Source organism: Lederbergia citri (assembly GCF_018343625.1).
Lineage (GTDB): Bacteria > Bacillota > Bacilli > Bacillales > Bacillaceae_C > Lederbergia > Lederbergia citri.
On record NZ_JAGYPG010000001.1, the window covers coordinates 1,313,411 to 1,340,352 of the forward strand.

The window sequence follows — 26,942 nt, forward strand, 5'->3', positions numbered from 1 at the left end:
TGGTCCCGTTGGATTGATTTATTCTTAGTCAGCATTTTTATCACCTCAAGTATTGGTATATCTATAATTTTATAAAAAAATAGACTGTAGGCAAACCCGACTTTCGTCGAGTTTGTCTACAGTCTGAGGACTCTTCATTGAAGAGTCCTTCCTTTATAAAGATTTAACCATTTCTAATACTAAATTAGCTGAATTTACAGCTGCTTTATCTAAATATTCATCAAATGATATATGAGATTCTTGCCCTGCAATATCTGATAGTGACCGAATAATCACAAACGGGACTTTAAATTGATATGCCACTTGTGCAATAGCAGCAGCCTCCATTTCAACAGCCTGAAGGTCTTGGAACTTACTCCGGACAAACTCTACTCTCTCCGGATCGTTCATAAATGAATCCCCTGTTGCAATCAATCCTTTTACGGCCTGTATCCCTTCAACCTTTTCAGCTGCTTTAAGAGCTGTTTCAATTAATGAAGGATCTGCAAGAAAAGCAGGAGGCATTTGGGGAACTTGACCATATTCATAATCAAAAATCGTTACATCTACATCATGGTGACGAACTTCGGTGGAAATGACAAGATCACCAATGTTTAGATTCGGATTGTATCCTCCGGCTGAACCTGTATTTATTATGATATCCGGCTTGAATTTCTCCAATAAAATAGTTGTAGACATCGCAGCATTTACTTTCCCAATACCTGATTTAAGTAAAACTACTTGTTTTTCTCCAATATTTCCCGAAGTAAATTCACAACCTGCTATTTCAATTATTTGCTTATTTGTAATATTATTACGCAGTAGAGATACTTCTTCTTCCATTGCGCCAATGATGGCAATTTTCAAAACGATACCCTCTTTTCAAAATCTAATCAATTATCTACGATCATTTTCAATCAATTTTTTAACTACAGAAGGCTTCCAGCCTTGACCATCTACCCATTCAACATAAACTTCATACGTATCAGGGCTTCCTTTCTCTGATACGGTTAGGATTGACTGATTCTCAGCATCATCCCCGCGTCTAAGCCACCACGTAGTCATATTATCTGCTGAAATATTAATCGCATATGCAGCAGCTTTCTCCTTCTCTTTCCAATCTACTGAACCCATGTCATACGACGATTGATGTCCATTCGTTTGTTCCGTGCCAACCGGCTTCCAATCAGGATTTGTTATAACTTTTTCTACATTCGGCTCATTGCCTTCTTGTTCGATGGTACCTGAACTAATATCTTCTTCATCTGAATTAGATTGAGTTTCATCATCAGATTGATTATTGGTATTTTCATTTGTAGATTGTTCTTCTTTATCACTGCTTTTTTCTTCATTTTTGGATATTTCTTGTCCGCTCGTTTGCTGAGGATCAGATTTAGGATTACTGAAGAAAATGCTTTTGCCTACAATAAGAATTAAAATAATAACAATAGCAATCAACGTATTTAAAATAATATTTGTTTTCCTACGTTTTGCCCGCTTTTCAGAGCGCGAACCCGTGTTATTGAAATCAATAGGCACAAAATCAACCTCCATTTCGATTGACATTATCATAACATGGATAAAGGAAAACGTGAAGAAATAATGCGGATATACCCGTAGAAGAGGCGGTAGACGGAGCATAAAGTGGCAACGCCTTCCTAACCAAATCTACGAGTTTCCTACAAGTAATTTGTCACTATAATTACCAAAAATAATTAATTTTCTAAGGACTGAGAAATATTTAAAAAAAGCTCATCACTCTTCTGGTCTACCTTGTTGTTGTTTATGATTCTCCTCATAAATCATCGTAACAATATCGGCAAAAAGTGGATTTATTCCACCTTGATCATTAGGTACTTCTAAATTTACCACGACTAAAGCGTATTTTGGTTGTTCAAAAGGAAAGTAGCCAGCAAACCATTTATTATGGAGCTGAACTCCATCTCGCTCTACTCCAGTTTCGGCCGTTCCGCTTTTCCCAGCGACCTTAAATGGTAATTTTTGAAAGATATGGCCAGTTCCCTCTTCATCGGTCACGACACTCCTAAGCAATGATTGCAGTTTTATCGCAGTGGAAGTTGAAATATGGTCCCCCTTCACATTTTGTTCCGGGAAATGAAACAAGGCTCCTCCATTAGCATATTGAATATCTGTTGCTACCCGAATCTCTTTCTTTTCACCACCACGCGCAATTGTTGCCATCATATTGGCTACACTAAGAGGTGAGACTCGAACCTCATGCTGCCCAATTCCGGTTTGCATAATATAATTTTGATCTTTTCTACTTTCATCTGATGTAAAAATTCTACCTGCTTCGTGTGCAAACTGTCTGAAATTTTTTATATGGAATATATCTCCTTCCCAGCCGGTATATCCTATTATTCCAAGTTTCTCAGCATATTTCTCTAAAAATGAATTTTCTTCCTGCTGTACTCTCACAGCCAATTCACCAAATGTTTTATTGCAGCTTCGTGAAAAACTTTCATTTAATGCCAACATTCCTAAATCTCTTTCTGCTGGTTCTCCTCTAATATTAAGAGAACAGTTAAATTCTTCATTATTTTCAATTAAACCTTCTTCAACTGCAGCAGCCGTTACAACGGTTTTAAATACTGAACCAGGAATATGTTGTTCAAACATCATATTTACTGCGCCATCATCTAAAAAAGGATTTTCACGATTAAGTATAGGCCTTGAAACAGATGCTAAAATATTGCCTGTTTCAATATCTAGAAGCAACGCACCACCTTTTTTTATTTCATATTTATCAACTAGTGCTTCTATTCCTTTTTGAAATGGATTACTGATCGTTGTTTTAACCATTAATGGATAATACGGATTACTTTGTCCTGAGTATTTGACATCAATTCCAAATAAAGGAGCTCCAATACCATCTACATGAAAAATAAGTTTCGATGGATGCTCTTCGATTAAAAATTCATCAAAGCTATTCTGCAAACCTGAGATTCCTAATTTTGTATCCAAACCTTTTTTTTCGGGGTATCTTTTCCAAAATTCTTCCCTGTTTTCACCTATTAGGCCAATAAGTTGATTTGCAATATTGCTTTCAGGCGGATATTTTTTTTGGATTGCATATAATCCGGGAATATTCATTTTAGTTATTTGTTTTGCCTGAATTGGCGAAATTTCTCCATAAATCAACGGCTTTTTTGCATTACTTAATGATAGTTCTAACTTTTCTTTCGTTGTATTCAAAATATTGGCAACCTGCTCGCGATCCCAATTAATACTCTTGAGAAAAGGAAATAATACAAGGATTGTTTTTTCATCATAGGAAAGTGGATAACCTTCATTATCTAAAAAATGTCCCCGCCCATCATCAATTAAAACCTCTTGTGTTCTTTGCTTAACACTCTCATTTAAAAGATTGACATGATGTTTGGAATAATTTTCAGTATAAAATAATTGCAATTGCATTAGTCTTGTAAGCAAAACCATTATCATAAGTATAATTATCGCAGATATGAATCTAACTCTCCGCTTACGCATAAAAACCACCTCGACTCCATTGTTGCCTAAAATTTCTAAATGGATAACATCTTGCGAGTGGCATTAAAGAACAAAAGCATAAGCGTCTGTTGATATCCTTACACACTTCTGGGAATTTCACTTGCTCAAAAGAAAAGTACATGAGCTTTACTAGTCAGTAGCTGCTTTTGCCAGACGGAAAACATTTATTTAAAGATATCCGCAACTTTAAATTTATCCTTCCTAGCAAAATAAAAACACGATCCCAACAAAAATGGAATCGTGTTCATTATATTAATTGATTGAAACGAGACGGACCTTCATTTCTCCTCCTGGAGTTTGCACTGTTACTTCCTGACCTACTTTATGTCCGAGCAAACTTTTTGCGATTGGGGAGTCATTTGAAATTTTCCCTTCAAATGGATCAGCCTCTGCACTACCTACAATTGTATATGTTTCTTCGTCACCGTCTGGCAACTCAACAAACGTTACAGTTTTTCCAAGAGTAACGATATCTGCATTCAATTCATCATCTTCAATAATTTTTGCATTTCTTACCATATTTTCAATTGTAGTGATTCTGCCTTCAACAAATGCCTGCTCTTCTTTTGCGGAATCGTATTCGGAGTTCTCCGATAAATCTCCAAAGCTTCGAGCTATTTTTATCCGCTCCACCACTTCTTTTCTTTTAACCGTCTTTAAATATTCTAGTTCCTGCTCAAGTTTTTCTTTCCCAGCTTCTGTCATAGGAAATACTTTTTCTGTAGCCAAATCCCTTCACTCCTTATCAGTTACAAATCTAATTTTGTGTATGTAATACATGATGACGCGCCTCTCTCAGGCGCGTCATAGTACATATAATAGTATCTATGCTATCGTATTACAAAAATGACTTTTGTTCAAGAATTGTTTTAATCTTTGTTGCGAGTAAATCGATGGCGACATGATTATGCCCACCTTCAGGAATGATGATATCAGCATATCTTTTTGTTGGCTCAATAAATTGATTATGCATGGGTCGAACAACATTCAAATATTGAGATATTACTGAATCAAAAGATCGACCGCGTTCTTCCATATCCCTAATGAGGCGGCGAATAATGCGTAAATCAGCATCTGTATCCACAAATATTTTTATATCCATTAAATTGCGCAATCTTTCGTCTTCCAATACTAAAATTCCTTCAATAATGATAACATCTTTTGGTTCAACAACAATCGTCTTATCCGATCTCGTATGACGTGTATAATCATAAACCGGCTTTTTAATTGCTTCATATCGTAAAAGTTTTTCAAGATGTTTATAAAGAAGTTCGTTGTCAAAAGCAAGCGGATGATCATAATTTGTTTTTAGACGTTCTTCCATCGGAAGATGTCCTTGATCTTTATAATAATAATCTTGCTCTATGACCAGTATGGAGTGACCTTTAAAAGTTTCATAAATAGAATTGGTTACACTGGTTTTCCCTGATCCGGATCCCCCAGCCACCCCTATGATTACTGGTTTATGGTCCATCTAACAGACCCTCCAACATTATATTTTTTTACTGACCGCTAGGCCGTCTCCTACTGGAATAATAACAGAAATAAAATCTTTTTGCTCAAATAACCATTGGTTGAATTGTTTAATTTTAGCAGCAACACTCGATAATCTTTTATTTTCTGTTTGATTTTCTTCTGCCACCAAGCCTTTAAACAACACATTATCCGTATAAATACAACCATTCTCTGTTAAAAGACCTTTGTACATAGAAAAGAATTTGGAATATTGACCTTTTGCCGCATCAACGAAGATAGCATCAAATGATCCAAACTCAGCAACTTGGTCGAATAACTCCAATGCATTTCCTTGTAAAACGGTTACTCTGTTCTCCATATTAAACCTTTTAATATTATTTTCTGCCTGAGCTATTCTCTCTTCATCCATTTCCAATGTGATAATTTGTGCATCTTTAATCGCATCGGCCATTCTGAGCGCTGAATATCCTATAGCAGTGCCAATTTCTAAAATTCTTTTAGGATTTTGGATTCTCATTATTTGCAACAACGTTTCTATTCCATCAGGTTCCATTATAGGTACTCGATGTTCCATTGCAAATCTTTCCAGCTCTTTAAAAAATAAGCTTCTCTCAGGTATATATGTTTCAAGATAGCTTTTAATAGATTCGTTCAAAAAATGAACCTCCTATAGCTTAATCTCTTTTATTCGTAATGTATTTTTCTTTCAAAGCATTATGTTCTTGCAGTGTTTTTGAATAATGAACCTCTCCTGTACCGTATTCAGCAAGGAAGTATAAGTATTCTGTATCAGCTGGATTTAATGCTGCTTCTATAGACGTTTCGCCTGCATTGGCAATAGGGCCTGGAGGAAGTCCTTCATGTATATACGTATTGTACAGTGACTCTACTTTTAGATCCTCTAATAATGTTCTATCTTTATGTTTCCCTAGAGCATACAAAACAGTTGGATCGGTTTGAAGTGGCATGCCTTGATCCATGCGATTATAAAAAACACTGGAAATATTATGTCGGTCAGCTTTTTCGGTTGCTTCCTTTTCAATTAAAGAAGCCATCGTAAGGAGTTCATGAACACTCATTTTCTTTTCTTCCATCGTACTTGAATAATTTTTTACGATTTTTTGTGTTTGTGAAAGCATTTCATCGACGATAGATTCTAATGATGGTTTTTCTTCATAAAATGAATAGGTCGCAGGAAATAAATAACCTTCTAATGGATGTTTAATATTTTTATTTAAAATATCATCCGTCAAAATTTCCGGATATTGTTTCATAAGCTTTTTAATCGTTTCCGGATCATCTAGCTTTTTTGCAATTTCCTCAGGTGACATATCGATATGCTTCGCGATTATTATAGCAATTTGATTAATTTGTAATCCTTCTGGAATGGTCATTTTAAATAACGCTTCCCTGACGAGCTTACCCGTTTTCAAAGTTTCCGCAATCTCATCTAGTGTCATAGATTGTGTAAGCTTATAATTGCCTGCTTGAAAGCCAGAAAAGTTTTTAAATTTTACATAGTATTTAAAAATTGTTCCATTTTTTATTATGCCTTCCTTCTGAAGAAGTTTCCCAATGGAAGTTGTGGAAGACCCGATTGGAATTTCTACTGCCACCTGCTTATTATTGTTAGGATCGACTGGCTCTAAAGCGGATTTCACATAATTATATCCAATAAATCCAACTCCACCAACAGCCAGCAATGCAATTAATGTTATAATTGCTACGATTCTTCTTATAATTCTCGCCTCGTTTCGTCTCTCTATTAAGTTATTTCTCATCTTTGTTTTTAGATCTAGTTTATCAGTGCCACGGCTTTCTTTATCTGCCACTTTGGCAATCCCCCTTTGAACAAGAGCTTAATAGAATTCTCTATTTTTATCTTGTTCATTATACTACAAATTGTACATATTTCACTCGAAAAATGAAGAAAACTCAGAAACGATAACGAAAGCACCGTCTCATAGACAGATAAACTAGGCGCATGTGACTTATTATAGGGAGAAAAATGTAGTTATCGCAAACGAAATTAGCTCCTATATCGTAAAAACGTAGATTAATTTGGTAAGTATGTTTAATGAAAACCCAACCAAATTAGAGCTACAATACGAAAGGAGCTAGATACTCTATATAGAGTATCCATAAAATACGTTAGCTTAGACGTACTAAAATAAAAAAAGTGAGGAAAAAACGGGTCGTTTTTCTTCACTAAAAAGCACATAAAATAATATTGGCACAATGTTAATTGTAGCGGAAAGTGTGAGACTCCTGGTCGGCTAAAGGTGGCCACGTCCTGTGGCCTACGCCGACACTAGGACGTCCTGTCCGTCGCGGGAATACGGGGCAGGGGAGATCCCGCAGAATAGTAAAGCAAGGCGACTGTTCAGCGTCGTATGAACGGGAGACTTTCCCGCACTGAGATAAAGGAAACACGGCGAGGAACGAGCCGATGTTGACTTATCGTAGGGAGGTAAGGACTCGTTCGTTAGACGCTAGGAGCCGGAGCTAGACAACAAGCTAAGGCGCCGAGGAAGCTCCCCGTACCTTGTCTAGCTATATGCGCTAGGGGCTCGAGGTCAAAAACCAGCAACCCAAGAAGTTAAAGAACATCTTCCAGGGTTGGAGAACATTTGCTTGTCGCCCCTGTTCAAGCCCCTTCGCTTTTCCTACCCACGGAAAGCGACACCTGCATCGGAAATCAACAGTCCAGGTTAACAAAACAAATTAAATAGTAAGGGACTTCCCAAAAGTCAATTACTACGACTTTGGAAAGCCCCTCATTTTACTTATTCTTCTTCTTCCTCATCGAGAAACGTGTTGAGCATTTCTTCTATCATATCCCACTCTTCATCCGTTTCAATCGGCTGTAGACTGCCTTCTTCGCCCTCTTCATTTGGAGTATAGGCAGAAGCATGAATTTCTATCTCTTCATTTTCGTCTTCTTCAGCGCCTAAAGGGAAGTATAATACATATGATTTATTAAATTCTTCGGAATCAAATGTAAATAATACTTCATAAAGCTGTTCATTTCCGTTTTCATCTACTACTGTAATGTGTTTTTCCCCGTTTTCCATTATCCTTCACCTCTTATTGTTGGCTGTCCAGATAACCTTGTAAAATCATCGCGGCCGCCATTTTATCGATTACTTTTTTCCGTTTTTTTCTACTTACATCTGCTTCCAATAAAATCCGCTCTGCCGCCATAGTACTTAGGCGCTCGTCCCATAGTCTAACAGGGATGTTGAATAGAGATTCTAACTTTACAGCGTAGTCTCGTGAAGCCTCACCTCTTGGTCCAATGCTATTGTTCATATTTTTTGGTAGACCAACGATAATTTCCTTCACGTCATATTCTTTAATAATTTCTCCAATTCTCTCGAATCCAAACCTATTTATATTTTCATTTATGGCTATCGTTTCAATGCCCTGAGCAGTCCAACCCATTTCATCGCTAACAGCCACTCCAACCGTTTTAGATCCAACATCCAGGCCCATAACTCTCATCTATTATCCCTCACGATGTTGTTTTAAATACGATTTCACCAATTCTTCGATGATCTCGTCACGCTCTAGCTTCCTCATGATATTGCGTGCGTCTTGATGTCTCGGAATATAAGCAGGGTCTCCTGAAAGTAAGTATCCAACAATTTGATTAATCGGATGATATCCCTTTTCCTGAAGAGCAGCATACACATGAAGCAATACTTCTTTTACATCATGCTCCAACGGATCTTCTTGGTAATCAAAACGCATCGTTTTATCAAAAGAGCTCATTTACAACACCTCTCTTAAGACTTACCATTTACAGATAGGCCTGATTGTACAATATTATCTTTATTGTACATGATTTCCATTTATAATCAAACGGATTTTACCCATTCAGTGACAAAGTCTAATGCAGAATCCAATTGCTCTGGATTTTTTCCACCTGCTTGTGCCATATCTGGGCGACCGCCACCGCCGCCTCCACAGCGTCCAGCCACTTCCTTGACTAGTTTTCCAGCATGGTAGCCTTTTTCAATTAAATCTTTAGTTACTGCTGCAATAATATTTACTTTATCATTTTGACCTGATCCAAGAACAATGATTCCTGATCCTATTTTTTGCTTTAAATCATCTGCCATATTTCGAAGAGTATTCATATCATTTGCCTGTACTTTTCTTGCCAAAACTTTTATTCCATCAACTTCTTCTACATATTGGAGCATATTTCCTGCTTCAATATTTGCAAGTTGGGAGGATAAAGATTCATTTTCACGTTGGAGGTCCTTCATATCAGTAAGAAGAGTTTCTGCACGATGAACTAAATCCTTTGGTATTGTTTTCAAAATATCTGCCACTTGATGAAGCTTAATAATTTCTTCATTCATAACATGGTATGCACCTTGGCCTGTTACAGCCTCAATTCTGCGTGTTCCAGCACCTATACCACTCTCTGAAACAATTTTAAATAAGCCGATTGAAGAACTATTAGGAACATGACATCCTCCGCAAAGCTCCAAGCTATAGTCGCCAACAGAAACGACACGTACAATCTCTCCGTATTTTTCACCGAATAGTGCCATAGCACCCATTGCTTTAGCTTCATCAAGACTTTTATTTTTGATAGAAACTGGAATATTTGCCCAAATCTTTTCATTTACGATTTGCTCAATTTTTTCTAATTCTTCCTGTTTCACTTGACCAAAATGTGAGAAATCAAATCGGAGTCGTTCTGGTCCGACATAAGAACCAGCTTGGTTTACATGGCTGCCAAGGACATCTTTTAACGCTTGATGAAGCAGATGTGTAGCAGTATGATTTTTCTCTATTTTTCTACGATTTGCTTCGTTAACCTGTGCATCAACAAGCATTCCTTGTTCTAGTACGCCTGCTTCAATAACAGCTGAATGAAGATTTTGCCCATTTGGCGCTTTTTGAACATCTGTTACAAATACCTTTAATCCATCTGCAGAGATGTAGCCCTGGTCAGCAATTTGCCCTCCACTTTCAGCATAAAATGGAGTATCTTCAAGTATGAAATCAATTTTATCGCCTTCTCTTGCTGCTTGCACAAGTTCTCCATTTTTAATAATTGCTTGGACTTTCGTTTCGGATTGAAGATTTCCATAGCCGATAAATGTACTGCTTACATGTAAATCGCCTAGTATACCTCCTTGTACATGCATTGATTCAGTATCTTGGCGAGCAGATCTAGCTCTTTCCCGCTGTTCCTCCATCGCTATGTCAAAACCTTCGTGGTCCACCTTCATATTTTCTTCTTCAGCATATTCTTCTGTCAGTTCAATAGGGAATCCATAAGTGTCATAAAGTTTAAATACATCAGACCCGCTAATGACGTCGTTGCCTTCTGCTTTTGCTTTTTGAATAATCGATGAAAGGATTTCTAATCCGTCATGCAATGTTTCATGGAAACGTTCTTCTTCATTTTTAATCACTTTCTGTACAAAATCAGATTTTTCCACTACATTTGGATAAAATTCTTTCATAATTTCGCCAACAATTGGTACTAATTTGAACATAAAAGGCTTATCAATATTTATTTGTTTTGCATATCTTACTGCTCTTCTTAAAAGCCTTCGCAGAACATAGCCCCGACCTTCATTTGAAGGTAATGCACCATCCGCTATAGCAAATGCAACTGTACGAATATGATCGGCAATCACTTTAAAAGCTACATCAGATTCTGCAAAAGTTCCATATGAAGATCCTGAAATTTTTTCTGTTTCACGAATGATTGGCATAAATAGATCGGTATCGAAGTTCGTTGGGACGTTTTGGATAACGGACGCCATACGTTCTAATCCCATCCCTGTATCAATATTCTTCTTCGGAAGTGGAGTATAAGAACCATCTGGGTTGTGGTTAAATTGCGAAAATACAAGGTTCCAGATTTCTAAATAGCGTTCATTTTCTCCACCAGGGTAGAGCTCCGGATCTTCAGGATCATTCCCAAACTCAGGACCTCTATCATAAAATATTTCTGTGTTCGGACCACTTGGACCTTCACCTATGTCCCAAAAGTTTCCTTCAAGTCGAACAATTCTATCTTTAGGAATTCCAATCATATTGTGCCACAACTCGTATGCTTCATCATCTTCAGGATGAATTGTAACAGACAATTTATCCGCTTCAAAACCAATCCATTTCGGACTTGTCAAAAACTCCCAAGCCCATTCAATTGCTTCTTTTTTAAAATAATCGCCAATTGAAAAGTTGCCGAGCATTTCAAAAAATGTATGATGTCGTGCCGTTTTCCCAACATTTTCAATGTCGTTCGTACGAATTGATTTCTGTGCATTTACGATTCGTGGATTTTCCGGAATTACTCTTCCATCAAAGTATTTTTTCAGTGTTGCCACACCACTATTAATCCACAATAACGTTGGATCATCGTGTGGAACAAGAGAAGCACTCGGCTCCACTTTGTGGCCCTTTTCCTGAAAAAAATCTAAAAACATTTGTCTAATTTGTGCACCTGTTAGTTTTTTCAATTATATAACCTCCTTAAAGATTAAGCTTCATTAAAGCTCGTTGCTAATTTGCTAAGAGCTAAATCACCATCCGAGTTTAACAGAGCCAAAAATAAAAAGCCCCACCCCTAAACAGGGGCGAAGCTTATCGTACGCGGTACCACCCTGATTCAAAAGCGAATTTCCATAAGGAATATGCTTTTATCTCAGTACCTTAACGCGGTTAACGGCAGGGATTAGCTACTCTCTGGATTGGCATATGTTATTCTTCATCTAGAATTTCTTTCAGCCTAGGAAATTCCTCTCTAAAGATGGTCTATAACATTTAGATCCTTCTTCAATTTACCAATATTTTAATTGTATATTGAGATTATAGTGAAAGAGGGATTCTTTGTCAATGTTAAGTCTGCCTTGATCTGATTAAATGATCCCTTGAATGTATAATTGCAATTTTAATGATCGCTAAAATAGGGACGGAAACAATCATCCCAATAATTCCAAATGCCTCCCCCCCAATAATAAGGGCAGCGATGATGAATAAAGGATGCATATGTAATGATTTTCCGACAATGTAAGGCGATAATATATTTCCTTCAATAAATTGGAGAATAAATACAATTATCCCTGCGATTATCGCCAATTTAACGGATGTCATTAATGCTATAATCACTACTGGAAATGCACCAATAAGCGGACCAAAATATGGTATGACATTCGTAATAGCAATAATGATACCCAATAATATTGGGTACTTTATGCCAATAATTCCAAAACTTAAGGCAGCTGCTGATCCAATTATGACACATACAAGTATTTGGCCACGTATGTAGCCGCCTAAAGATTCGTTGACCGCATCTAAAAACAATACTCCATTTCTCCTCCATCTTTTTGGAGTCATATACCAACATGCTTTTTTAATTACATCAAGATCCTTTAGCATATAAAATGAAAGGAATGGCACCACTAATAAAACAAATAAAAAATCAAAAAGATTCATAATCGCTTTTGTCGATTTTTCAATTAGCTTGTTAAACCATTGTTCAATATCATAAATTCGCTTATCAATTTGTAATTGGATTCCATCTGGAAACTTCGAGGTGGAAGCTTCAACTTGATGAATCCAATTTCGATAATGCTCTACAAATAACGGAAGCTGTTCGGAAAACTCCTTCATCTGTTTGATGATCATAGGAATTCCTAAATATATTGCGTATCCGGTAGCACCAAAAAAAAGAAGATATATGAGCAAAATAGCAAGATATCTTTTTACGCCCATACCTTCTATTTTTTCGACTAGAGGATGGAGCAGGTATGCGATTATACCACTTAATAAAAAGGGAAAGAGTCCTATCATGACTGTTGTAAAAATTGGTTTCCAAATTGGCTTTAATAATAAAAAACAATAAATAATAATAAAAATAAGTAAAACGATAATTAATCGAAAAATAATTCGGAGATGGTGCTGAGTCACAAACATTCCCCCTCCATAATAGTTTTCCGATATATAGACCAATTTATCCAAAACTAAAGAAACTGTCCCAATAAGAGACAGTTCCTTTAGCTGATCAGCTCAATTTTCTTTCCTGTTCATTAAACAAATCGTCCAATGAACTTAAAGAGCCGTCTTCTTCAACTTGATGTGTGTGTATTAATTGACCACCAATCGACAGTTCAATAAAACAGTTCCAACAATAATATTGATTTATGCCTATTTTACCAAGGTCCTTACTTTGGCAATTCGGACACTTCATCATAGGATTTGCCACCTCGCAGCTTAGTTACCGACACGATGATGGCATCTTTTCCAATCTTTGGTGGGTGGGGAGTTCTGATCACTCGTTTTCCTTGAGTAATATCAGAAAAGAAACCATCCGTCAGTTCATACCCTACGATTGTGCCCATTTCTTCCAGAAAATATACATCATCCAATAATCCAAGCTGGTCTCCGATTTCGGATAACGCATTTTTCTTTGCAAGGGGCTGATCATGATGCATCGTATATTCGGAAGGCTCTCCTGTGTATTTCGAGAGTAGCTCCTTGTTTTCAAGCAATATCCCATCTTTGCCAAATGAACTAATGTTCGTAAAAGGAATTTTTAGCTTTTTACTAATAAAACCTTTACTTTGCAGCAAAAGATGTGATACTTTTCCGTTTTCTTGAATGACGATGTCACAAACTTCACCAAGTAAGTTTCCGTTTTTTTCATATATAGGCATCCCTTTTAAAAGAGAAAATGTCCGCAAAGCATCCCCGCCTTTCCGAACATTTTTATTTTCCTCCTCAATCCAAAAAATCATAAGGCGTAAGATTTTCCATGCCGATCATTGGATCGATAAGCAATATGTTTTCCTCAGTCAAGCCTTCTTCTTGTTGATTTTGTATAGGTTTTGAATCAGAAACTAGTTTTTCATATAAAGATGTTTTTCTTACTAAATCATCCTTCCGTTCTACTCCTGTACGAAATGCACTTTCTTCTCCACATAAAATGAGAAATTGCTTACTTCTTGTTATAGCAGTATAAAGTAAATTTCTTCTTAACATTCTATAATAACTTCGTACGACTGGAAGGATGACGATAGGAAATTCACTTCCTTGTGACTTATGGATTGAACAACAGTAAGCATGTGTAATTTGGTTTAAGTCTCCCCTTGTATAAGTCACTTCGGTTCCTTCAAAAGAGACAACGACCATATCTTGGTTCTCTGTGTTTTCCTTTGCATAGAGAATCGAGATTACTTCACCCATATCACCATTAAAAACATGTTGTTCAGGCTGATTTACAAGTTGTAATACTTTATCCCCTATTCTATATTTAACATCTCCAAAGGACAGTTCTTTTCTTTTCCCATCGAGATTTGGATTAAAAATTTCTTGAAGTATTTTATTTAAGTTATCAATTCCCGCTGGACCACGATACATAGGGGCAAGAACTTGAACATCTTTTGCGGGATAGCCTTTTTGCTTTGCATTTAAGACAACTTTTTTAATGACTTCACTTATTTGTCCAGTTTGACATTGAAAAAATGAACGGTCTTTTTGTTGTTTGACTAAATCAAGGGGTGTTCGCCCATTTTTTATTTCGTGAGCAAGATTGATGATAGAGGAACCTTCTTCTTGTCGGTAAATATCTGTCAGTTGAACGGTTGGGATAACTTTAGAATCAATTAAATCTTTTAATACTTGTCCAGGTCCTACAGATGGCAATTGATCTTCATCCCCAACAACGATAACTTGAATCGATTTTGGCAATGCTTTTAATAATTGATGGGCGAGCCACGTATCAACCATTGACATTTCATCAACGATGACGAGCCTTCCATCAATTTCTCGGACTTCATCAGAATCCAGTTGTTCTTGGCCAGTCATACCTAATAGACGATGGATTGTCATGGCTGGGACTCCTGTCGATTCAGACATTCTTTTTGCTGCTCTCCCAGTTGGAGCGGTTAATAAAATAGGAAATGGTTCTTCCTTTTTATAGGCATGAGGGTCAAGAGACAAGCCATGCAATTCCGCATACAATTCCACAATCCCTTTAATGACGGTAGTTTTCCCCGTGCCAGGTCCTCCTGTCAAAATCATCATTGGGCTTGTTAAGGCAGTTTTGATTGCCTCTCTTTGAGAAGGGGCATATTCAACATGCAATCGTTCCTCTAAACTCCCAAGAGCAAGCAGAAATTCGGATTCAGGAAATTGTTCAGCATATTCCTTTTGCTCCATAATCCGCTCAATATTCGTTACAATCCCTTTTTCAGAAAAATAAAGGGATGGCATATAAACACGCTTTTCTTCTCCGATGATCTTTCCTTCCTCTTCAAGCTTAATTAATCCTGTCGCAATTTCCTGAAAAGGAATCTCTATACTCTGACTTTCTTCTAGCAATGTTTTAACTTTTTCTAAAATCTCCGCGCTATCCAAATAAACATGTCCATTTTTTAAGCACTCTTGTTCTAAAACGTACAAACAACCTGCTTTAATACGATCAGGGTGAATACCTGTAATTCCTAGCTGACTACCTAGTTCATCTGCTCTGATGAATCCGACCCCTTCTACATCTTCAATCAATCGATATGGGTTTTGTTGCAAGATGTTGAGAGTTTCATCTTTATATACTTGATATATTTTCATTGAAATTTGCGGACCAAAACCGTACTGATTTAAACCAATCATCACCTGTTCAAGCCCTTGATGTTCTAGTAATGTATCGTAGAGCTGCTTAGCCGTTTCTGGACCAAGCTTCGGAACTTCATCAAGTATGGAAGGTTGTTCAAGTATACGTGAAATAGCATTCTCACCAAGTGATTCAACAATACGTTCTGCCGTTTTTTTCCCAATTCCTTTAAATAAATCACTTGATAAATACGTTACAACCCCTTGCTTCGTTTTCGGCATATCTTTTTTAAAATGATCAGCATTAAATTGCAGCCCAAATTTCGGGTGCTCTTTAAACTGACCATAAAATATATAGGTTTCCTGCTCGTGAAGTTTAGGGAAAAATCCTGTGACTACCGCTTCTTTATCCTTATACTCTAAGTTTGTTCCGTCTATTCTAATACGAATGACAGAATAAAAATTTTGCTCGTTGTGAAATATTGTTACAAGGTGGCGACCTTTTATATATGTTTCATTTTCTTGAAATAAATCAAGAGAATCCTGAACTTCCATACTTGATTCCCCCATTTTAGCGGATTATTGTCCTTTTTCTTCCGACAATTGCTCCACTAATTTTATACCATTCCCAGCCAGGAGATGATTTGGTTGAATATCCAACGTCTTTTGAAAATAAGTTTGAGCTATTTTAACATCATCATGAGCAGTAATATGTGCAACACCAAGATTATAATTAGCATCCGCATGATCAGGCTCTGTTTTAACTACAATTTCCAATTGAGTTATTGCCTCATCGTATAGCCCGCATCTTGCTAATGAAAGCGCATATTGAAATCTCGCTTCCATATCTTCACCGTTGAGTTCGACGCTTCTTTGTAAATAAGGAAGCGATAATTCGTTTCTCCCTAAATTAACAAAGCACATTCCAAGCATATACTGGAGATCATTAGATTCAGGCCCAATTGCGAGTGCCTTCTCGAACATGCCTGCAGCTTGATCGTATAATTCTTTATTAAAATATAAATTGCCATAGCTGTAGTAAGCCGCTGATGCCTTATCATCAATTTCAATTGCTCTTTTTAAAAATTGTTCAGCACGCTGCAGCTCGCCTACAGATATAAGTACATTTGCAAAATTAACATAACCAACCGCGTCATGAGGATTTTCTTCTATAGCTTCCGCAAACATTTGAATCGCTTTTTCAACGTTTCCTTCTTGTAAAAACTGAATTCCTTTTAAATTTTTATCCATTCTATTCACTCCGAAACTTCAATTAATTGGATTATAACATATTTAGAAAAGCATAAGCGACTTGGCCATCGACTTATGGGACCACAACAGGACATGACGGTCGGTCTTAATATTATTCCTAAATAATTCTGTCCTTTCTTCCCCATAAAAAAACTGCCTATCATATAATGATAAGCAGTTAACCGACATAAGCAAGTTTTTGATTGTTTTTATAAACCGTATCAATTGTACCGCCGCCTAAGCATTCTTCCCCATTATAAAATACAACTGCTTGTCCTGGAGTTACGGCTCGGACTGGTCTTGCAAACACCACATTTACATTCCCATTTTCTAAAATCTCAACGGTAACTGCTTCATCTGGTTGGCGATATCGAAACTTTGCAGTACACATAAATTCATTCGGCATTTTTTGATCAGTCACCCAATTTACGTTTACAGCATTAATCGAATCGGAATATAGAGACGGATGATCGAAGCCTTGTTCCACATATAGAACATTTCGTTTTAAATCTTTTCCTACTACAAACCAAGGCTCACCTGCTCCACCTATTCCTAGTCCATGTCGTTGACCAATCGTATAATACATAAGCCCATCATGCTTGCCAACTTTTTTTCCATCAAGTGTCTCCATTACTCCTTTTTGAGCTGGTAAATAACCACTTAGGAATTCTTTGAAGTTTCTTTCACCAATGAAGCATATTCCGGTACTATCTTTTTTGGAAGCTGTAGCAAGTCCTGCTTCTTTCGCTATTTCCCTAACTCGTTTTTTATCGATAGAACCGATAGGAAACATTACTTTTTTAAGTTGATGCTGACCTAATTGATTCAAAAAATACGTTTGATCTTTGTTCTCATCTACTCCACGAAGCATCTTTACTTCTCCGTCACGATGAACGACTTGAGCATAGTGCCCAGTTGCCAAATAATCAGCACCAAGCTTCATAGCATGCTCAAGGAATGCTTTAAATTTTATTTCCTTATTGCACATTACATCTGGGTTCGGAGTGCGGCCGGCCTTATATTCATCAAGAAAATAAGTGAACACTTTATCCCAATATTGTTTTTCAAAGTTAACTGCATAATACGGTATGCCGATTTGGTTGCATACTTGAATGACATCATTATAATCCTCTGTTGCTGTACATACACCATTTTCATCCGTATCATCCCAGTTTTTCATAAAAATGCCAATTACATCATATCCTTGCTCTTTTAACAATAAAGCAGCTACTGATGAATCAACACCTCCAGACATACCGACAACGACTCGTGTATCTTTTGGCGCTTTAATCATCTTGCATCTTCCTTTCAATTTTGAAACCTATGAACAATTTTTGCTGTTTCTTTTCCAGCTTCGACTATTCCATCTAATTCATTCCCCAGTCCAAAACTAAATCGAATGGAGTTTCTAGTTCTTTCAGAATCTGGTCCATACATGGCTACAAGCACATGGGAAGGCTCTATGGAACCTGCTGTACAAGCAGAACCGCTTGAAGCAGAAATGCCTGCCATGTCTAAATTTACAAGCATAGCCTCCACATCCGTCCCAGGGAAACTGATGTTTACAATATGGGGAAGCACGTGAATATTTGATCCATTTACTTGAAAATTAATATGTTCCGATTTCAGTGTTTCTAAAAAAGTTTCTTTTAATTGCTTGTACTTAGTGTTTTTCTCATCAATCTTTTCCATTGCTATAGCTGCCGCTTCTGTAAAGCCAGCTATTAAAGGAAGGCTTTCCGTGCCAGCACGTCTTTTTAATTCTTGTTCTCCACCGAATGAACTTGGATTAATCTTTGTACCAGATTTTATATATAAAAAACCAATTCCTTTTGGTCCATTTATTTTATGGGCCGAAACAGATAACAAATCTATGTTTAATTCTTTCACATCTATCTTGATTGTTCCATATGCTTGAACAGCATCAGTATGAAAAGTCGCCTGATGTGACCTTAAAAGCTCACCGATTTCTTTAATTGGTTGAATGACTCCGACCTCATTATTCCCAAACATGATCGAAACAAGGCTCGTTTCAGGACGTAAAGCTTTTTGCACTGATTCAACAGAAATCAAACCATTTTCGTCAGGAGAAAGATATGTCACTTCAAATCCTTCTTTTTCAAGAAATTGACAAGAGCGGAGAACTGCATGGTGTTCCATTTTTGTCGTAATAATATGATTGCCCTTTTGTTTATTTGCTCTTGCAGTACCTAAGATTGCTAAATTATCTGCTTCCGTTCCGCCACTAGTAAAAACAATTTCAGAAAAATGAGCGTTTATACTATTTGCTAAAATCGTTCGCGATTCATCCAATACTTTTCTAGCTTCCCGTCCAAACGAATGGATGCTCGAAGGGTTTCCGAATGTAGTAGACATCGTTTTTGCGATTTTCTCTACAACGAGAGGATGAATTGGACTCGTTGCTGCATGATCTAGATAAATTCTATTCATGTTTTCCACCTTGTTTCTAAAATTAAATATAGAACATATAAGCATCAGGCGTATCATCATCTGAATGATTCGCCATATCTTCAATAGTTGTATTATCCAATACTTCTTTCACTGCGTCTCGAATTCTCATCCACAATTCACGCTTTGCAGGTTCCTCATCTTCGATTCCTTCAACAGGACTGATTGGACCTTCCAAAACTCGAATAATATCTGCAGCGGTTATTTTAGATGGCTCATCTGCCAATACATAGCCTCCGTAAGCTCCTCTTATACTTCTAACAAGTCCCGCATTGCGAAGGGGACCTGCTAATTGCTCTAAGTAATGTTCAGATAAATCATGGCTTTGGGCAATGGATTTTAAAGAAACTGGTCCTTCACCATGTCGTTTTGCCAATTCAATCATAATTGTTAATCCATATCTGCCCTTAGTAGATATTTTCATTAACTTGCACCTCGTTCTAATTCTTTCCCAACTTTATTATTTATACTTTTATTTATTATTTTATCAGTTAATCGTTGACATTGCGGCAAAGCAAAACCAATAAAAGTACCTAATGTTACACTAAATATGAGCGTTCCGATAAAAACGGGTCCCCCTAGAAGCCAACCTATGAAAAGAACGACAATTTCCATTATCCTGCGAACTGTCGATACTTTCCAGCCTGTCTTTTCCTGCATAGCGAGCATAAAACTGTCTCTAGGTCCTGCTCCAAGTTTAGCTGAAATGTAAATGCCCATCCCATATGAATAAAGAATCATACCTACTAAAAACATTCCTATTTTGCCTAAGAGGGTTTCTGGTTCAGTCAAAAATGGAAGAAGCAAGAACATATCTATAAAAAATCCAATGAGTAGCATATTTAAATACGCACCGAATTGCGGCCACTTTTTCATCAGTAGTGCAGAACTACCTAAAATGGTTACACCTACAAGAATAGACCACGTGCCAATCGTAAGACCAAATTGATAGTAAAGACCTACATGCAGCACATCCCAAGGAGAAACCCCAAAATCCGAAACAATCATCAAAGCAATACCAAGCGACATAATGAGTAAACCTATCGTAAAAATGATAAGTTTTAGTTTTAATTGGTCGTTTTTTTGCATCTCTGTATACTCCTTCACATTGCTCCATTATAGCACATACATATTCTTAAATGCATTTCTACTTCCGTTTTGATATGATAGAATGAAATATATAGAACATAGGTTTGGAGAGATGACTTTGAATAATCAACCTTTAGCCTTTAGAATGCGTCCCCAAACGATTGAAGAAGTGGCTGGGCAACAGCATTTAGTTGGAGAAGGTAAAATCATATCAAGAATGGTAAAAGCAAAACAGCTTTCATCTATGATATTATATGGTCCTCCCGGAATCGGAAAAACATCAATTGCCAGCGCCATTGCTGGAAGTACAAACTATGCCTTTAGAACCTTGAATGCCGTAACTAATAATAAAAAAGATATGGAAATAGTAGCAGCTGAAGGAAAGATGAGTGGAAAAGTTATTTTATTATTGGATGAAGTCCATAGACTCGATAAAGGAAAGCAAGATTTCTTGCTGCCTTTTTTAGAAAATGGAACAATTATTTTAATAGGAGCAACGACAAGTAATCCATATCATGCTATAAATCCTGCCATTCGAAGCCGCTGTCAAATTTTTGAACTGTTCCCTTTAACGGAGACAGAAATAAAAGAAACTTTACTAAGAGCATTGGAAGACCCTAAAAGAGGTCTTGGCTCATATTCTATTTCTGTTGATGAGAGAGCATTATATCATCTCGCAACTGCAAGCAATGGAGATGCGAGAAGTTCATTGAATGCATTGGAACTTGCCGTATTATCAACTGAACCAAATGAAGATGGTACAATTCACATAACGGAGTCAATTGCAGAAGAATGTCTTCAAAAGAAAAGCTTGGCACACGATAAAGATGGTGATGCCCATTATGATGTATTAAGCGGCTTCCAAAAATCAATTAGAGGCAGTGACGCAAATGCCGCCCTTCATTATTTAGGTCGTTTAATAGAAGCGGGCGATCTACCTAGTATATCAAGGCGCTTGCTCGTCATTGCCTATGAAGATATAGGTCTTGCTAACCCTCAAGCGGGACCACGGACATTAGCGGCCATACAAACCGCTGAAAAAATTGGATTCCCAGAAGCACGAATCCCACTTGCTAATGCTGTAATAGAGCTATGCTTATCACCTAAATCTAATTCTGCCATCTGTGCAATTGATGAAGCGTTAGCCGACATTCGTGCTGGACACGCCGGTGAAGTTCCACTTCACTTAAAAGATGCCCATTATAAAGGTGCTAAAGAGCTTGGTAGAGGGATCGATTATAAATACCCACATGATTATGAAAACGGCTGGGTGAAGCAGCAATACCTCCCAGATAAATTAAAAGGCAGACAATATTATAAACCGAAGCTAACCGGTAAATTTGAGCAAGCTCTGGCATCCGTCTATGAAAAAATAAATAAAGGCTAATGTAAAGGCAGCTAAGAAATATATTCTTAACTGCCTTTTGCACCATTACTCTTCATTTACTCTATAAATATGAATGTCTTTCAAAATTTCCCGAACAACGTAGCTTGCCATAATAAGACCCACTGTTGAAGGAACAAATGCGTTAGAAGATGGCGGCATTTGCGCCTTTCGAATCTCCGAATTATCCTTTCCGACTGTTTTACGTACGTCTTCACGAATGACAATTGGACTTTCATCAGAGAAAACGACAGGAATTCCTTTTTTAATGCCTTCTTTTCTTAACCGAGTTCTAATCACTTTCGCAATTGGATCTGTATGCGTTTTGAAAATATCTTTAATCATTAATCGTGTCGGATCCATTTTATTTGCGGCACCCATGGACGAAATAATAGGGATATCCCGCTTTAAGCATTCTTTAATTAGATGAATTTTATAGGATATTGTATCCGAAGCATCTACGACAAAATCAGGTTTATGTTCAAAAAACGTCTCATATGTTTCTTCCGTATAAAACATCTTTAAAGCTACAACTTCACAATCAGGATTAATATCTTCAATTCTTTTTTTCATTAAGTCGGCTTTTGGCTGTCCAACTGTCGACAATAATGCAATGAGTTGTCTATTTACATTCGTTATATCAACATCATCTTTATCTACAAGAATAATCTTTCCTATATTTGTTCTGGCTAATGCCTCAGCTGCAAACGTTCCCACACCGCCTACACCAAGAATGGCAACTGTAGTATTTTTTAATAAATCCAGTCCTTCTTTTCCAATTGCCAATTCATTTCTTGAAAATTGATGCAACATCTAAATCAGCTCCAAATTTTGTTCAGTCTATTTCTTCTGAAATAGAATAAATGAAAAGAAGTATTTTAGCAAGAACAAAAGCGAAAGCGTCTGTTCAGCGACGTACAGGCCCACAGGATGTGGCGGCTCTTGTCGACGTTCCTTTTTCGGCTTCTGACGAGATAAAGGAAACACGGTGTAATAGCGAACCGATGTTGACTTATTCGTAGGAAGAAATCGAAAGTTTGCTAGGCGCTGGCTGCTTGCGCTAGACGGAAACTATTCCTTAGAGAGTTACCAACTAAGTTTCCAATGTATCATTTCCTTAAGCACAAAAAACAGCCTTAGTTATAAAGGCTGTTGCGTTCAAATATAAAAAGTCCCAATCGTGCCGTCGGTTAAAGATCCTTTGTTTTGAACCCGCTCTTGGCAGGTGGGTGTCCTGCTCCAGGCCTTATGTGTCCTCTCGTAGAGGCTTGCATTCAGTCTGGAAACTCCAAACTCCCGTAGGTATGAGATGTCGGTCAAAACGAAAAGGTGTATAGACGAACACATCAGGACTTCTTTTGTTGATTAAATACTATCATAGGAAAAATCATTTTTCAAACGTTAATACATGGGAAATTATCACTAATTTGACTGTTACAGTTCGATTACAAAACCTTTTCAGACCTTGCATTTACAGTGAGATGCAGTTCTTTTAATTGATCTTCACTCACTTCATCAGGAGCTTTCATTAACAGATCACTTGCGCTTGCTGTTTTAGGGAATGCAATTGTATCACGCAAGCTATTTCTGCCTGCTAAAAGCATGACGATTCTATCTAGCCCAAGAGCAATACCACCATGCGGCGGTGTGCCGTATTCAAATGCTTCGAGTAAAAATCCAAATTGCTCCTTCGCTTCTTCAATTGAAAACCCTAGCACTTTAAACATTTTCTCTTGTATGTCACGTTCAAAAATACGGAGAGAACCGCCTCCTAATTCATATCCATTTAACACTAAGTCATATGCTTGTGCTTTGACATTGCCAGGATCTGTTTCCAGCTTATCCAAATCCTCGCGGGATGGCATAGTAAATGGATGATGGGCAGCATAGTAGCGATTTTCTTCCTCATCATATTCTAATAATGGCCATTCCGTAATCCATAGGAAATTATATTGATTTTCATTAATCAATCCTAAATCTTTACCAAGCTTTAAGCGTAAAGCCCCTAAAGAATCTGCCACTACTTTTTTCGAATCAGCGGCAAATAATAGCAAGTCCCCTTGTTCTGCAGAAAGGAATTCACTTAGCTCATTTTGCTCCTGTTCATTAAAGAATTTTGCTATTGGCCCTTTTAATCCTTCTGCTTCTACTTTTAACCAGGCAAGACCTTTAGCTCCGTAGCGAGCGGCAAATTCACCTAAACCGTCAATATCTTTTCTAGAATATTTATTAGCACCGTCTTTCACTACTAATACTTTTACTTGACCACCAGCAGAAATGGCATTTGAAAATACTTTGAAACCTGAGTTTTCGACAAGCTTTGAAATATTTTGCAGTTCCATTCCAAAACGAGTATCCGGCTTATCAGATCCGTATCTTTCCATTGCTTCTTCATACGGCATGATTGGGAATGGTGTTTTGATTTCAAGCTCTTTTGTTGCAAGCATTACTTGCTTCATCATGTGCTCTACCATTTCCCTAATATCTTCTTGGCTCATAAAACTTGCCTCTATATCAATTTGTGTAAATTCTGGCTGGCGGTCAGCACGTAAATCTTCATCACGAAAACATCTAGCAATCTGATAATATTTATCAAATCCACTTACCATCAGTAATTGCTTGAATAATTGCGGTGATTGAGGCAATGCAAAAAATTCTCCAGGATGTACTCTACTAGGAACTAAATAATCTCTTGCCCCTTCAGGAGTACTTTTCGTCAATATTGGAGTTTCTATATCCAGATAGCCTTCTTCATCCAAAAAATTACGAATCGTCCTTGTAACTGTTGAACGCATTTTAAAAACTTCGTACATTTCTGGTCTACGGAGATCTAAATATCTATATTTTAAGCGGATGTCTTCAGCTGCTTCTGAATTGTTTTCAATCATAAACGGCGGTGTTTTTGCCTCGTTGATTATTTTCACTTCAGAAACGACAATTTCAATTTTACCTGTTTTCAAATTATCATTAATCGTTCCTTCAGCTCTGGCTATAACCGTTCCACGAACATCCACAACATACTCATTTCGAACTCTTTCAGCAACCTGTAAAGCAGACTCTGATATCTCAGGGTTAAAAACAATTTGCACAACACCTGTTCGATCTCTAAGATCAATAAATATTAGTCCACCCAAATCACGGCGTTTCTGAACCCAACCTTTTAAAATAACGGACTCTCCAATAGATTTTTCGGTAATCTCACCGCAATAATGTGTTCTTCCAAACATTTAAAATCCTCCTCATCGGCATAACTTACTAAATTCATCGATAAAATGATCTAATGAAAGTTCAGTTTGTTCTCCAGTTTCCAAATTTTTCACGGCAATATTACCCATTTTTAATTCATCATCGCCTAATATAATTGCGTATTTAGCAGCTATTCTCTCTGCAGCCTTAAATTGTGCTTTCATCTTTCTATTCAAGTAATCGCGCTCAGATGAGAATCCTGCTGTGCGCAATTTTTGTAATAAGGTCACGGAATAGTCTTTTGCCTCTTCTCCGAGAGCAATGATATAGCAATCAACAGAATGTTCTGCTTCAATATTTATTCCTTCTGCTTCCAAAGCACTTAATAATCTTTCTATACTTAATGCAAACCCGATTCCTGGAGTATCCGGACCGCCCATTTCTTGTACAAGTCCATTATATCTCCCGCCACCGCATAACGTCGTAATCGCTCCAAAACCTTCTGCCTCACTCATGATTTCAAAGGCAGTATGATTATAGTAATCCAATCCTCTAACTAAAGTTGGATCGACAATGTAATCCATGTCCATAGCTGATAAGTATTGTTTCACCTTTTCAAAATATTGCTTTGAATCTTCATTTAAGTATTCAAGAATGGAAGGAGCTGATTTCATGAGCTCATGATCACGATCTTTTTTACAATCCAAAATTCTTAGTGGATTTTTCTCAAGTCTTTTTTGACAGTCACTGCAAAATTCACCAATCCTAGGTTGGAAGTGGTTGATCAGTGCAGCTCTATGTGCATTCCTACTTTCATTGTCACCAAGACTATTTACGACTAGACGTAATTTCTTTAATCCAAGTGACTTGTACAATTCCATAGCAAGAGAAATAACTTCTGCATCAATGGCAGGATCCATACTTCCTAACGCCTCAACCCCAAACTGAACAAATTGACGGTACCGGCCCGCCTGAGGTCGCTCATACCGGAACATAGGTCCTAAATAATAAAGTTTTACAGGTTGAGTGGGATTTCCAAACATTTTGTTTTCGGCAAAGGATCGAACAACTGATGCTGTCCCTTCTGGCCGGAGCGTTATATTCCTTCCACCTCGATCTTGAAAAGAGTACATTTCCTTTTGAACAATATCAGTCGTGTCTCCAACTCCACGTAAAAAAAGTTCAGTATTTTCAAAAATTGGAGTACGAATTTCCCTGTATTGATATTTATTACATATTTCTTTTGCTTTGTTCTCTATGAACTGCCACTTTTCAACGACGCCCGGAAGAATGTCTTGCGTCCCTCTCGGTATTTGTATAGCCATTAAGCTTCCTCCTTTTTCCACTAAATATCCATTTTAAGGCAACCTTTTATAAATAAAAAAACTCCCGTCCCTTGTTTCGAAAAACAAGGGACGAGAGATTATTTCCCGCGGTGCCACCCTTTTTGAAGCTGAATAAACAGCTCCCACTCAAACAGTTATCGCCTGATTACGTCCATTCCTACTAGGATAAATCCGTTCGAAATGGAAGCCTACGGAATGTGCTTCATTGAGTCGATATGGAGAAATGCTTTCAGCCAAGGCATTTCATCTCTTTCCATTTTGCTCCCAATTACTTTTTCCCTCATTGGCCTAAGTATGATAAGCTATAGCCACTTTCCGTTTCGAGCTATAACATAATTATTAATTTATCATACGAATATCATAAAACTTTGTCAATACATACCATGCATTGTTTTTTTTCACCTCTTATCTATGACCTGCCCATTTTCTTTTTAAAGCTTTTAATCTCCGTCAATGACAGTCCATATTCCGATATAGGCTCCTCCATTATCGTATAGCACTCTTTTTCAATGCTATTTTTAAAATTTAAAGAAAAAAGCTGTGTTGAATTAAAGGAAGCTATACGATTTTGTTCATTTGCTCTCACCTTGGTGCCTCCTTGCTATTTTTAGTTAGTTTTGCCCATTTTTTAAAATTTAAAAGGATTC

At 37.2% G+C, this 26,942-nt stretch carries 26 protein-coding genes, 1 other RNA gene and 1 other annotated feature; of the genes, 2 read left to right on the plus strand and 25 right to left on the minus strand.

Going from position 1 to position 26,942, the window contains the following annotated elements; genetic code table 11:
* Positions 1 to 153 precede the first annotated feature (153 nt).
* The 20 genes from mtnN to KHA97_RS06805 all read right to left on the minus strand — a co-directional run bounded on the left by mtnN (position 154) and on the right by KHA97_RS06805 (position 20,379).
* The gene (gene mtnN, locus KHA97_RS06710; protein WP_213123923.1) at positions 154 to 846 is read right to left on the minus strand and encodes a 5'-methylthioadenosine/S-adenosylhomocysteine nucleosidase; all 693 of its coding nucleotides are present in this window, start codon (positions 844 to 846) and stop codon (positions 154 to 156) included.
* 30 nt (positions 847 to 876) lie between these two features.
* The gene (locus tag KHA97_RS06715; RefSeq protein ID WP_213123924.1) at positions 877 to 1,518 is read right to left on the minus strand and encodes a YrrS family protein; all 642 of its coding nucleotides are present in this window, start codon (positions 1,516 to 1,518) and stop codon (positions 877 to 879) included.
* A 216-nt stretch (positions 1,519 to 1,734) separates the two neighbouring features.
* Positions 1,735 to 3,489 (minus strand): penicillin-binding transpeptidase domain-containing protein, encoded by a 1,755-nt coding sequence (locus KHA97_RS06720; protein WP_213123925.1) that lies wholly within the window; start codon positions 3,487 to 3,489, stop codon positions 1,735 to 1,737.
* Positions 3,490 to 3,762: 273 nt separating this feature from the next.
* Entirely contained in the window at positions 3,763 to 4,239 is a 477-nt protein-coding gene (gene greA, locus KHA97_RS06725) for a transcription elongation factor GreA (protein ID WP_213123926.1), read from the minus strand.
* 109 nt (positions 4,240 to 4,348) lie between these two features.
* Positions 4,349 to 4,984, minus strand: a complete 636-nt coding sequence (gene udk, locus KHA97_RS06730; protein WP_213123927.1) for a uridine kinase — start codon at positions 4,982 to 4,984, stop codon at positions 4,349 to 4,351.
* 18 nt (positions 4,985 to 5,002) lie between these two features.
* Positions 5,003 to 5,641 (minus strand): O-methyltransferase, encoded by a 639-nt coding sequence (locus tag KHA97_RS06735; RefSeq protein WP_213123928.1) that lies wholly within the window; start codon positions 5,639 to 5,641, stop codon positions 5,003 to 5,005.
* Positions 5,642 to 5,660: 19 nt separating this feature from the next.
* Positions 5,661 to 6,767, minus strand: a complete 1,107-nt coding sequence (gene mltG / locus KHA97_RS06740) for an endolytic transglycosylase MltG (protein WP_213124336.1) — start codon at positions 6,765 to 6,767, stop codon at positions 5,661 to 5,663.
* Positions 6,768 to 7,772: 1,005 nt separating this feature from the next.
* Positions 7,773 to 8,060, minus strand: a complete 288-nt coding sequence (locus KHA97_RS06745) for a DUF1292 domain-containing protein (protein ID WP_213123929.1) — start codon at positions 8,058 to 8,060, stop codon at positions 7,773 to 7,775.
* A 13-nt stretch (positions 8,061 to 8,073) separates the two neighbouring features.
* Positions 8,074 to 8,490: a Holliday junction resolvase RuvX gene (gene ruvX / locus KHA97_RS06750; RefSeq protein WP_213123930.1), complete on the minus strand. Its 417-nt coding sequence runs from the start codon at positions 8,488 to 8,490 to the stop codon at positions 8,074 to 8,076.
* 3 nt (positions 8,491 to 8,493) lie between these two features.
* Positions 8,494 to 8,760: an IreB family regulatory phosphoprotein gene (locus KHA97_RS06755; RefSeq protein ID WP_213123931.1), complete on the minus strand. Its 267-nt coding sequence runs from the start codon at positions 8,758 to 8,760 to the stop codon at positions 8,494 to 8,496.
* Between the two features lie 86 nt (positions 8,761 to 8,846).
* Complete coding sequence (alaS, locus tag KHA97_RS06760) at positions 8,847 to 11,480, minus strand: alanine--tRNA ligase (protein WP_213123932.1); 2,634 nt, start codon at positions 11,478 to 11,480, stop codon at positions 8,847 to 8,849.
* Between the two features lie 379 nt (positions 11,481 to 11,859).
* The gene (locus KHA97_RS06765; protein WP_325167417.1) at positions 11,860 to 12,930 is read right to left on the minus strand and encodes an AI-2E family transporter; all 1,071 of its coding nucleotides are present in this window, start codon (positions 12,928 to 12,930) and stop codon (positions 11,860 to 11,862) included.
* Positions 12,931 to 13,024: 94 nt separating this feature from the next.
* Positions 13,025 to 13,213, minus strand: a complete 189-nt coding sequence (locus tag KHA97_RS06770; RefSeq protein ID WP_213123934.1) for a hypothetical protein — start codon at positions 13,211 to 13,213, stop codon at positions 13,025 to 13,027.
* Positions 13,185 to 13,703: a PRC-barrel domain-containing protein gene (locus KHA97_RS06775; RefSeq protein WP_213123935.1), complete on the minus strand. Its 519-nt coding sequence runs from the start codon at positions 13,701 to 13,703 to the stop codon at positions 13,185 to 13,187. The genes KHA97_RS06770 and KHA97_RS06775 overlap by 29 nt, the downstream gene beginning before the upstream one ends.
* Before the next feature lie 37 nt (positions 13,704 to 13,740).
* Positions 13,741 to 16,125, minus strand: a complete 2,385-nt coding sequence (gene recD2, locus KHA97_RS06780; protein ID WP_213123936.1) for an SF1B family DNA helicase RecD2 — start codon at positions 16,123 to 16,125, stop codon at positions 13,741 to 13,743.
* 24 nt (positions 16,126 to 16,149) lie between these two features.
* Positions 16,150 to 16,821, minus strand: a complete 672-nt coding sequence (locus tag KHA97_RS06785; RefSeq protein ID WP_213123937.1) for a tetratricopeptide repeat protein — start codon at positions 16,819 to 16,821, stop codon at positions 16,150 to 16,152.
* Between the two features lie 178 nt (positions 16,822 to 16,999).
* The gene (gene mnmA, locus KHA97_RS06790; RefSeq protein ID WP_213123938.1) at positions 17,000 to 18,115 is read right to left on the minus strand and encodes a tRNA 2-thiouridine(34) synthase MnmA; all 1,116 of its coding nucleotides are present in this window, start codon (positions 18,113 to 18,115) and stop codon (positions 17,000 to 17,002) included.
* Positions 18,116 to 18,129: 14 nt separating this feature from the next.
* Entirely contained in the window at positions 18,130 to 19,272 is a 1,143-nt protein-coding gene (locus KHA97_RS06795; RefSeq protein ID WP_213123939.1) for a cysteine desulfurase family protein, read from the minus strand.
* A 22-nt stretch (positions 19,273 to 19,294) separates the two neighbouring features.
* A complete protein-coding gene (gene cymR, locus KHA97_RS06800; RefSeq protein ID WP_213123940.1) occupies positions 19,295 to 19,714 on the minus strand; it encodes a cysteine metabolism transcriptional regulator CymR in 420 nt (139 codons plus the stop codon).
* Positions 19,714 to 20,379, minus strand: a complete 666-nt coding sequence (locus KHA97_RS06805) for a YczE/YyaS/YitT family protein (protein ID WP_213123941.1) — start codon at positions 20,377 to 20,379, stop codon at positions 19,714 to 19,716. The genes cymR and KHA97_RS06805 overlap by 1 nt, the downstream gene beginning before the upstream one ends.
* Positions 20,380 to 20,497: 118 nt before the next feature.
* Between KHA97_RS06805 and KHA97_RS06810 the strand changes: the two genes are divergently transcribed.
* On the plus strand, positions 20,498 to 21,766 hold the full coding sequence (locus KHA97_RS06810; RefSeq protein ID WP_233713322.1) for a replication-associated recombination protein A: 1,269 nt from the start codon (positions 20,498 to 20,500) through the stop codon (positions 21,764 to 21,766).
* A 45-nt stretch (positions 21,767 to 21,811) separates the two neighbouring features.
* Here the strand turns inward: KHA97_RS06810 and KHA97_RS06815 are convergent, their stop codons facing one another.
* On the minus strand, positions 21,812 to 22,576 hold the full coding sequence (locus KHA97_RS06815; RefSeq protein WP_213123943.1) for a tRNA threonylcarbamoyladenosine dehydratase: 765 nt from the start codon (positions 22,574 to 22,576) through the stop codon (positions 21,812 to 21,814).
* A 50-nt stretch (positions 22,577 to 22,626) separates the two neighbouring features.
* Between KHA97_RS06815 and KHA97_RS06820 the strand changes: the two genes are divergently transcribed.
* Positions 22,627 to 22,785 carry a hypothetical protein gene (locus KHA97_RS06820; protein WP_213123944.1) on the plus strand — a complete coding sequence of 53 codons (159 nt, stop codon included), beginning with the start codon at positions 22,627 to 22,629 and terminating at the stop codon, positions 22,783 to 22,785.
* A gap of 145 nt (positions 22,786 to 22,930) precedes the next feature.
* On the opposite strand, the gene ssrS is transcribed toward KHA97_RS06820, so the two are convergent.
* The 4 genes from ssrS to KHA97_RS06840 form a co-directional block, all read right to left on the minus strand.
* A non-coding RNA gene (gene ssrS / locus KHA97_RS06825) (6S RNA) lies at positions 22,931 to 23,119 on the minus strand.
* 89 nt (positions 23,120 to 23,208) lie between these two features.
* The gene (aspS, locus tag KHA97_RS06830; RefSeq protein WP_213123945.1) at positions 23,209 to 24,990 is read right to left on the minus strand and encodes an aspartate--tRNA ligase; all 1,782 of its coding nucleotides are present in this window, start codon (positions 24,988 to 24,990) and stop codon (positions 23,209 to 23,211) included.
* A gap of 12 nt (positions 24,991 to 25,002) precedes the next feature.
* Positions 25,003 to 26,274: a histidine--tRNA ligase gene (gene hisS, locus KHA97_RS06835; protein ID WP_213123946.1), complete on the minus strand. Its 1,272-nt coding sequence runs from the start codon at positions 26,272 to 26,274 to the stop codon at positions 25,003 to 25,005.
* Positions 26,275 to 26,357: 83 nt separating this feature from the next.
* Positions 26,358 to 26,588, minus strand: a binding site (T-box leader).
* A 116-nt stretch (positions 26,589 to 26,704) separates the two neighbouring features.
* The gene (locus tag KHA97_RS06840) at positions 26,705 to 26,881 is read right to left on the minus strand and encodes a hypothetical protein (protein ID WP_213123947.1); all 177 of its coding nucleotides are present in this window, start codon (positions 26,879 to 26,881) and stop codon (positions 26,705 to 26,707) included.
* Between the last annotated feature and the right edge of the window lie 61 nt (positions 26,882 to 26,942).